Consider the following 9,420-nt stretch of genomic DNA (forward strand, 5'->3'; position numbering starts at 1 on the left):
TCCGGCATTCCCTCAGGGAACGTCGACGACCTGGGCGGCTGCCGTTGCGTTGTTCACTCGGAACGACTCGTAGATCTCCACGAGCACCTCCCTCTGTCGCTCTGTGAGGTCCGGGGCGGTGAGGATCGCATCCCTCACCGGACTCCCCTGCTTGAGTTCGAGGATCCCCGCGCGGGCGTAGAGCACCTCGGCGGACAACCTCAGACCTCGGGCGATCTGACCCAGGACCTCGGCGGACGGCTTGCGGAGCCCGCGTTCGATCTGGCTCAGATACGGGTTGGAGACGCCGGCACGCTCCGCGAGCTGCCGGATGGACACCTCGGCGGCCTCCCGCTGGGCGCGGATGAACGACCCGATGTCCTGCGACTCAGACGAACGCTTGTCGTCCTCACCGTGCGAGGTGAGGTCGCTGTGACGCGGCACCTCACCCGTCGGCTTGTTGCGACGCGCGAGGGTCGCGGCGGTCGGTTCCTCGACCTGTGCTCCGGTGCTCTCCGCAGCCTCGTCGTGTGTGTGTCCACTCTGTGCGGCCATGGAGTCACCTCCCTCCGGCGTCCGTCTCTCATCGCCTGACCCCAACGCTAGCAACGAGTGCTTGCTACAGCAAGCGCTATGTGTACGGCGATGCGGTGCGATGGGTCACACAGGCCGGTCGGGATCAGACTCGGGCCGGGTTCAGAAGATGAGCTCGGTGGTGGTGTGGATGACGAGCCCCGCCAGGGCCCCCACGACCGTGCCGTTGATGCGGATGAACTGCAGGTCCTTGCCCGCGAGCAACTCGATCTTGTCGGAGGCCTCGTCGGCGTCCCACCGTTCGACGGTCTCGGAGATGATCGAGGTGACCTCGCCGGCGTAGTTCTCCGCGACGTAGCGAGCGGTGCGGGTCATGTAGTCGTCGAGGCGCGCCCGCATCTTCCCGTCCCCGACGAGCATGTCGGCCAGACGGCCCAGGAGATCGTCGATCTTCACCCGCAGCGTGGACGACGAGTCCTCGGTGGCCTCGACGATCATGCGCTTGGCGGCCGCCCACGCCGATCCGGCGGCGCGGCGCACCTCGTCGCGGCCCATGACCTCGTGCTTGAACGTCTCGAGCTTGGCCATGGTGGACGGGTCGTGCTGGAGGTCACGGGCGAAGTCCTCGACGAACCCGATCAGCGCCACCCGCACGGGATGCTGCTTGTCGACCTTGATCTGCCAGGTCCACTCGCGCAGCTCGCGGTAGGCACGCTCGGAGAGCAGTTCGTTGACGAACTGGGGCGCCCACGTGGGGGCCTTCTCGCGGACCCAGCGGTCGATGGTCTCGGGGTTGGCCTCCACCCAGCCGTGGGCGCGGTCGGCCATGAGGTCCATCAGCGGCAGATGGCGTCCCTCATCGAGGAGCTCGGCGAGGATCCGACCGGCCGGCGGCCCCCATTCCGGCTCGGCGATGCGGGCGACGATGGTGCGTTCGATGATCGCGACGGCGTCGTCGTCGCGGAGCACGGCCAGAACGGCACGGATGGCCTTGGCGGCCTGGTCCGAGGCCATCGCGCGGTGGTCGTCCTCGGCCAGCCACTCACCGGCGCGTTCGGGGATGCGGGCGCCGCGGACCTTCTCGCTCACCATCTCGGGGTCGAGGAAGTTCTCCCCCACGAACCCGCCGAGGGAGGTGCCCAGCTGGTCCTTCTTCTTGCGGATGAGCGCGGTGTGCGGGATGGGGATCCCCAGCGGGTGCTTGAACAGGGCGGTGACAGCGAACCAGTCGGCCAGCCCGCCGACCATCCCCGCCTCGGCGGCGGCGCGGACGTAACCCACCCAGGGGTCGGCGCCGTTGTGTAGCGCGTACTCCGCGACCAGATAGACCAGTCCGGCCACGACGAGGAACCCCGTCGCGACCATCTTCATACGACGGAGGGCTGACCTCCGCTCGGCGTCGGTCGCCGGGTCGCCCGCCCTGAGAGCGGGCGCGCCGGCACCCACGACCGGGTCGACCGTCAGTGTGCGTCCTCGCGGCCGTGCTTACGGAAGCCGTACATGCAGATGAACAGCCCGAGGAGGAAGACGGCGGTGGTCGCCACGACGGCCGCGATGACCAGCCCCAGCGAGACCCCGGCGTTCTCCGTGTAGTACCCGATGGCGGTGATGGGCAGGCCCAGCATGCTCATGCTCAGCAGGAGGATGACAGACCCCACGTAGATCGAGGTCGAGTACAGCGGGTACGTGGGGGCGACCTCCGTCGCGTACGGCGGGTAGTACTCCTCGACGATGGCGGCACCAGTGTGCTCGAGCGTCTGACCGGCCATGATGTCGTCCTCTTCTCTCAACTACCGATCCCGGGCCCGTGACCCGAGACTTGCTTCAGTGTCCGATCTTATTGGAACCCCGGGGATCCGGGGCAACCGCCCGTCGGATCCGCCGCGCGGCGGCGACAAGATTGCGCAGGCTCGGCTCCAACTGCCAGGTGTAACGGCTCTTGAGCCCCCCGTCCGGCACCGCCCACACGCGGTCCACCCCCACCGCGTCCACCGCCCGGAGCAGCCTCGAGTGCAGCAGGTCGATGTCCGGGACGAACCCGGACCGTGACTCGTACACCCCGGGCGCGACCTGACGGGTCAGTGTGTGGTCCTCCAGGGCCTCCAGTACCCACTCGATCGACCGCGTCGCGACGATCGCGGTGACGTCCGCGTCGAGTCCCTCGATCGCCGCCTTCATCTCCTGCAACGAGGAGTAGGTGAGGTGAGTGTGGATCTGGGTGTCCGGTCGCGCCCCGGCCGAGGCCAGCCGGAAGGTGCCCACCGCCCAGTCGAGGTACGCGCGCCGGTCCGCGCCGCGGCGCGGCAGGAGTTCCCGGATGGCGGGTTCGTCGATCTGGATGATCGCCGTCCCCGCCGCCTCCAGGTCCGCCACCTCGTCGCGCACCACCAGCGCGAGCTGCGTGGCGACCTCGGGCAGTGCCAGGTCCGTGCGGCAGAAGGACCGCGCGAGCATCGTCACCGGGCCGGTGACCATCCCCTTCACCGGCCGGTCGGTCAGCGACTGCGCGTACCCGGTCCACTCCACGGTCATCGGCGCGGGTCGGGCCACGTCGCCGTACAGGATCGGCGGCCGCACACAGCGCGAGCCGTAGGACTGCACCCAGCCGCTGCGGGTGGCGGCGAACCCGTCGAGCAGTTCGGCGAAGTACTGCACCATGTCGTTGCGCTCGACCTCGCCGTGCACCAGCACGTCCAGGCCGATGTCCTCCTGCAGCCGGATCACCGAGGCGATCTCGGCGCGCAGGTAGTCGCAGTACCTGTCGTAGTCGATCCGCCCGTCCTCCAGGTCCCTGCGGGCACGCCGGATCTCCCGCGTCTGCGGGAACGAGCCCAGCGTCGCTGTCGGCAGCGTGGGCAGTCCGAGCCGGTCGGCCTGCCGGGCAGCCCGCTCGGCGTAGGGGACGCGGACCTTGTCGTCGTCGTCGACCCGGGCGGTCCTCGCCCGCACGTCGTCGTGGCGCGCGCTGGGCAGTACCGGCAACCGGCGCCATCGCGGTGTGGGGCCGTCGACCAGGGCGTGCGCGAGCGAGACCACCTCGGCGACCTTCTGCTCGGCGAACGCCAGTGAGTCCGCGAGCTCGGCGGGCAGGTCGGACTCGGCGGCCACGTCGTACGGCACGTGCAGCAGCGTGCACGAGGTCGACACCACCACGTCCGGGAAGACGGCCCGCAGGTCACGCAGGTAGTCCAGGGTGGCGAACTTGTCGGTGCGCCACACGTTCTGCCCGTCCACCACACCGGCGTAGAGGCGCTTGCCGCGCAGCCCCGGCACGGCCGCGAGGTCCGCCGCCGACCGCCGCCCGTACACGAGGTCCAGGCCGATCGCCTCGATGCCGGTGGCCGCCAGCGCCGACAGCGCCTCCCCCGGGTCGCCGTACTGCCCCGTCACCAGGATGCGCGGCCGCGTCGCCACAGCCGCCAGCCGGTCGTAGGCACGGCGCAACGCCGTGATCTCGTCGGAGGTGCGTTCCATCGTCATGCACGGCTCGTCGAACTGCACGCACGTCACGCCGGCTCCGGCCAGGACGCCCAGCAGCGCCTCGTACTCCGTGAGCAGGCGGGCGAGCAGGTCGATCGGCGCGAATCCCGGCGCGGCGTCGGGCGCCGCCTTGCTCAGCAGCAGCAGCGAGACCGGGCCGGTGACGACGGGCCTGATCTCGAACCCCTGCTCCCGCGCCCGCGCCACCTCCGCGAGCAGCTCGTCCGGCCGCAGCCCCAGCTCGGAGGACTCGTCGAACTCCGGCTGACGGTACAGGTAGGAGGTGCCCTGCAGCGGGACCAGTTCGAGCGGCGGGACGTCGGCGCGGCCGCGGGCGAGCGCGAAGACGGTGTCGACCGGGCCGAGGTCGCGGACGAGCTCGCGGAACCGCGCGGGGACCGCGCCCATGAGCAGGGCGTCGTCGAGGATGTGGTCGTAGAAGGAGAAGGTGTTGCCGGGGATCTGCGTGATGCCCGTGGCGCGCAGGTCGTGCCACGTGGCGTCGCGGAGTCTGCGGCCGGTGGCGAGCAGCTCGGCCCGGGTACCGTCACCGTGCCAGTAGCGCTCGAGCGCGCGTTTGAGCTCGCGACGCGGACCGATGCGCGGGTACCCGAGGACGGACGAGGCGCGGGCGGGTTCGAGGTGCGGCGGCGTGGGCAACGACGGTGGCTGTGATGACGACGGCGGCGGTGACTGTGACGACGACGACGACGACGACATGATCTCAGCGCGCGGCGCGTGCCATCGCCCGCGGCGCGTCATAGCGGTAGAAACCGTGGCCGCTCTTCTTGCCGAGCCTGCCCGCCTCGACCATCCGCAACAACAGCGGCGGCGGCGAGTACAGCGGCTCGGCGAACTCGGTGTACATCGAGTCGGCGATCGCCTTGATGGTGTCCAGGCCGACGAGGTCTGCCAGGGTGAGCGGCCCCATGGGGTGGGCGCAGCCCAGGACCATGGCCTTGTCGATGTCCTCCGGGGTGGCGAACCCGGACTCGGCCATCCGGATGGCGGAGAGCAGGTATGGCACGAGCAGGGCGTTGACCACGGCCCCGGCGCGGTCGGCGGAGTGGACGACCTGTTTGCCCAGGACCTGCTCGGCGAACGCCTGTGCCCGGTCGCGGGCCGCGGCCCCGGTCTCGAGGGTGCTCACCAGCTCGACGAGCGGGAGCACGGGAACCGGGTTGAAGAAGTGCATACCGATCACGCGCTCGGGCCGGGCGGTACACGTGCCGAGCTTCATGATGGGGATCGACGAGGTGTTGGAGGCCAGGACGGCGTCGGGGTCGGTGACGACCGCGTCGAGTTCGCGGAACACGGCGGTCTTGGCGTCGGTGTCCTCGACGATCGCCTCGATGACCAGCTGCCGGTCGACGAAGTCGCCGAGGTCGGTGGTGAAACGCAACCGCAGGGCGGCCTGCTCACGCTCGCGGGCGGTGATCTTGCCGGAGGACACTCCCCGGTCCAGGGAGTCGAGGATGCGGGCGCGGCCGCTGGTGGTCAGCTCCCGGGTGGACTCCCAGACGAGGACGTCGAGATGCGCGCGGGCGCACACCTCGGCGACGCCGGCGCCCATCTGTCCGGCGCCCACCACGCCGACGCGGGTGATCCGCCCCGGGTCGGCGCCGTCGCGGGAGCTGTTCATCTGTCCAGGGTCCTTCGGGAGGAGGGAACTTGAGGGTGGAGACACCACCGGGGGCCGGGCCGCCTCGTCGAGACGGCCGCGGCCCCCGGTGTGTTCACGCTGTTACTGCGTCGACCGTGTGGGGTCGACCGGTGGTCAGTGGAACTGACCCTCCTCGGTGGAGCCCTTCAGCGCCGCGGTGGACGTGTTGGGGTCGACCGTGGTGGCGATGCGGTCGAAGTAACCGGCGCCGACCTCGCGCTGGTGCTTGACGGCGGTGAAGCCACGCTCCTCGGCGGCCTTGAACTCGCGCTGCTGCAGCTCGACGAACGCGGTCATCTGGTTGCGGGCGTAGCCGTGGGCCAGATCGAACATGCCGTAGTTGAGCGAGTGGAAACCGGCCAGGGTGATGAACTGGAACTTGAAGCCCATCGCGCCGAGCTCCTTCTGGAACTTGGCGATGGTCTCGTCGTCCAGGTTCGCCTTCCAGTTGAAGGAGGGCGAGCAGTTGTAGGCCAGCAGCTGGTCCGGGAACTCGGCCTTGACGCCCTCGGCGAACTTCTTGGCGTACTCGAGATCCGGGGTGCCGGTCTCCATCCAGATCATGTCGGCGAACGGGGCGTAGGCCTTCGCACGCTCGATGCACGGCTCGATGCCGTTCTTGACGTGGTAGAAGCCCTCGGCGGTGCGCTCACCGGTGATGAACGGGCGGTCACGCTCGTCCACATCGGAGGTGATGAGGGTCGCGGCCTCGGCGTCGGTGCGCGCGATGATCACGGACGGCACGTTGGCGACGTCCGAGGCGAGGCGGGCCGAGGTCAGGGTGCGGATGTGCTGGTTGGTCGGGATCAGCACCTTGCCACCGAGGTGGCCGCACTTCTTCTCCGACGCGAGCTGGTCCTCCCAGTGCACACCGGCGGCACCGGCGTTGATCATGGCCTTCTGCAGCTCGTAGGCGTTCAGGGCGCCACCGAAGCCGGCCTCGGCGTCGGCCACGATCGGGGCGAGCCAGTTCTCGACCGAGGTGTCGCCCTCGATGCGGGCGATCTCGTCGGCACGCAGCAGTGCGTTGTTGATGCGGCGGACGACGGTCGGGACCGAGTTGGCCGGGTACAGCGACTGGTCCGGGTAGGTGTGGCCCGAGAGGTTGGCGTCGCCGGCGACCTGCCAGCCGGAGAGGTACACGGCCTCGAGGCCGGCACGGATCTGCTGGACGGCCTGGTTACCCGTCAGGGCGCCGAGGGAGTTGACGAAGTCCTTGTTGTTGACCTTGTCCCAGAGGATCTCCGCGCCACGACGGGCGAGGGTGTGCTCCTCGACGACGGTGCCCTGCAGCTCCGCGACCTGCTCGGCCGTGTAGTTGCGGGTGATGCCCTTCCAGCGGGGGTTGGTGTCCCAGTCCTGCTGGATCTCTTCAGCGGTACGTGCCTTGCCGATGTTCGACATCGCGACTCTTTTCTGTCTCGGGGGCGGGTCCGGATTCGCACTCTTGCGAGTTACGGCCCCTTACTGGAGACACAATGCCACATGGCAGGCAGCGCGTCTACCTGCGACAAGTGCGAATGTGGCGAGTTTCTTTGCCTTCTTTGCAAAGTTTGCGAAGATTGTGGGGCTCGCCACGGACCTCGGAGGGAAAGCCGATGACGGCCTCACATATGGGATCGCGACTCCGCCGACTGCGCGAGGAGAACGGCCTGACCCAGGCCGCCTTCGCGCAGTCGCTCGGCTTGTCGTCGTCGTACCTCAACCAACTCGAGAAGGACGCCCGCCCCGTCACCTCCCGGGTCCTGGTGAAGATCTCCGAGGTCTACGGCGTGGACTCCGCGTTCTTCGCCTCGGATTCGGACACCCGGCTCATCGCGGCGGTCACCGAGGCGCTCACCGACACGCAGCTCTCCGCCGAGGTCCCGGCCGCCGAGGTGGTCGACCTCGTCCGCGCGCACCCCGCGCTCGCCCGTGCCTTCATGCTCCTGCACCAGCGCTACCGCAACTCCGCGGACCTGCTCGCCGCGCTGACCGAGACCCGCAACGTCCCGGACACCTCGGTCGACCGCTCGGTGCTGTCCATGCCGCACGAGGAGGTGCGGGACTACTTTTACCAACGGCAGAACTACATCGACTCCCTCGACACCGCCGCCGAGGATCTCACCACCCGCATCCGGCTCAACCGCGGCGACGTCCGCGCCGAGCTCGAACACCGCCTGGCCGAGGCCCACGGGGTCCGCATCGCCCGCCGCGTCGACCTGCCCGACGGGCTGTGGCACCGCTACTCCACCGAGGACCGCCGTCTCGACCTGTCCGCCCACCTCACGCCCGGCCAGCAGGCGTTCCGCGTGGCCTCCGAGCTGGCCTTCCTCGAGCACCGCGACCTGCTCGACAGCCTCGTCGAGGAGGGTTCGTTCAGCTCCCCCGCCGCCGTCGCGCTCGCGCTGCGCGGCCTGGCCAGCTACTTCGCCGCCGCCGTGCTCATGCCCTACCAGCGCTTCCTCGACACCGCCGAGGACTTCCGTTACGACGTGGAGCGGCTCATGGCCTTCCACGCCACCGGCTACGAGACGGTGTGTCACCGCCTGTCGACCCTGCAGCGACCGGGCGCGGCCGGGGTGCCGTTCAGCTTCGTGCGCGTCGACCGCGCCGGCAACATGTCCAAGCGGCAGTCCGCGACCGGGTTCCACTTCACGACCTCCGGTGGCACGTGCCCGCTGTGGAACATCTACGAGTCGTTCTCGTTCCCCGGCAAGATCATGCGGCAGGTCGCGCAGATGCCCGACGGCCGCCTCCACCTGTGGGTCTCGCGCACCGTCACCACCCGTCCGATGCGTTTCGGCCAGCCGCGCAAGACGTTCGCCATCGGCCTGGGCTGCGAGGCCCGCCACGCCCACCGGACCGTGTACGCGCAGGGCCTCGACCTCGACGACGTCGACGCCGCCACCAAGATCGGCTCCGGCTGCCGCATGTGCGACCGCCCCGCGTGCCCGCAGCGGGCCTTCCCGCCGCTCAACCACGCGCTGCGGGTGGACGCACACCGGTCCTCGCTCTCGCCGTATCTCCTCGACCAACCGTCCGCCCCCGGCGGGACCGCTGGCCTACCCTGACGGCCATGAGCCAGCCCCACGAGAGCAGCGACAGCCACGACGGCACCGCCGCGCAGGTCCCCCGCATCCGGCCCGGCGGCTTCCGGGAGCTCGGCCCGTTCGGCTGGGCCGTCAACCGGCTCGGCGCACGCGTCACCGGCTCGCGCGACGTGAACCTCTTCGCCACCCTCGGCCACGCCCGCGGGCTCTTTCCCGCGTGGCTCGCCTACTCCGGGATGATGATGCCGTTCGGCGTGCTCGACCGCCGCACCACCGAGCTGGTCATCCTGCGCGTCGCGCACCTGCGGGGCAGCGCGTACGAGCGGGCCCACCACGAGCGGATCGGCGCGGGCGTGGGTCTCGACGACGACGAGATCACCCGCACGACAGCCGACCCCGCCACCGCCGGGTGGCCGAACCGGCTGCGTGTGCTGCTGACCGCCGTCGACGAGCTGGTGCAGACCAAGGACATCTCCGCCGACACGTGGGCCGGGCTCTCGTCGCACCTCGGCTCGTCCGAACTGGTGGGGCTGGTGCAGTTGGTGGCGCAGTACGACGGGTTGGCCACGTCGCTGCACGCACTCCGGGTCCAGCCGGACCGCCCCCGCTGACCTGCCGCGCCTGACCCCGCCGCGGCCTGCTCCACCCCGCGGCCTGCCGAGCTTCGGCGCATACTCCGTACAAGGCACCAGCACACCCCACCCGGACTTAGAGGTTCCGCCAGTAGGTGAG

At 69.9% G+C, this 9,420-nt stretch carries 8 protein-coding genes; 2 read left to right on the plus strand and 6 right to left on the minus strand.

Annotated features, from left to right (window positions below; genetic code table 11):
• Positions 1–12 precede the first annotated feature (12 nt).
• The 6 genes from AYO52_RS11120 to aceA all read right to left on the minus strand — a co-directional run bounded on the left by AYO52_RS11120 (position 13) and on the right by aceA (position 7,060).
• Entirely contained in the window at positions 13–534 is a 522-nt protein-coding gene (locus tag AYO52_RS11120) for a helix-turn-helix domain-containing protein (protein ID WP_067717123.1), read from the minus strand.
• A 141-nt stretch (positions 535–675) separates the two neighbouring features.
• Entirely contained in the window at positions 676–1,884 is a 1,209-nt protein-coding gene (locus AYO52_RS11125) for a DUF445 domain-containing protein (RefSeq protein WP_067717127.1), read from the minus strand.
• 89 nt (positions 1,885–1,973) lie between these two features.
• On the minus strand, positions 1,974–2,282 hold the full coding sequence (locus AYO52_RS11130) for a hypothetical protein (protein WP_067717129.1): 309 nt from the start codon (positions 2,280–2,282) through the stop codon (positions 1,974–1,976).
• Between the two features lie 55 nt (positions 2,283–2,337).
• Positions 2,338–4,713 (minus strand): 5-methyltetrahydropteroyltriglutamate--homocysteine S-methyltransferase, encoded by a 2,376-nt coding sequence (metE, locus tag AYO52_RS11135; RefSeq protein ID WP_082923955.1) that lies wholly within the window; start codon positions 4,711–4,713, stop codon positions 2,338–2,340.
• A 4-nt stretch (positions 4,714–4,717) separates the two neighbouring features.
• Complete coding sequence (locus AYO52_RS11140) at positions 4,718–5,635, minus strand: 3-hydroxybutyryl-CoA dehydrogenase (protein WP_067717132.1); 918 nt, start codon at positions 5,633–5,635, stop codon at positions 4,718–4,720.
• Between the two features lie 135 nt (positions 5,636–5,770).
• Positions 5,771–7,060 (minus strand): isocitrate lyase, encoded by a 1,290-nt coding sequence (aceA, locus tag AYO52_RS11145; protein ID WP_067717135.1) that lies wholly within the window; start codon positions 7,058–7,060, stop codon positions 5,771–5,773.
• 194 nt (positions 7,061–7,254) lie between these two features.
• Between aceA and ramB the strand changes: the two genes are divergently transcribed.
• Both ramB and AYO52_RS11155 read left to right on the plus strand, forming a co-directional pair.
• The gene (ramB, locus tag AYO52_RS11150; RefSeq protein WP_067717137.1) at positions 7,255–8,709 is read left to right on the plus strand and encodes an acetate metabolism transcriptional regulator RamB; all 1,455 of its coding nucleotides are present in this window, start codon (positions 7,255–7,257) and stop codon (positions 8,707–8,709) included.
• Between the two features lie 5 nt (positions 8,710–8,714).
• Complete coding sequence (locus AYO52_RS11155; RefSeq protein WP_067717140.1) at positions 8,715–9,299, plus strand: carboxymuconolactone decarboxylase family protein; 585 nt, start codon at positions 8,715–8,717, stop codon at positions 9,297–9,299.
• The last annotated feature ends 121 nt before the right edge of the window (positions 9,300–9,420 follow it).

The sequence above is a fragment of the Dietzia sp. 111N12-1 genome, from assembly GCF_001658045.1.
In the GTDB taxonomy this organism is placed as follows: Bacteria; Actinomycetota; Actinomycetes; order Mycobacteriales; family Mycobacteriaceae; genus Dietzia; species Dietzia kunjamensis.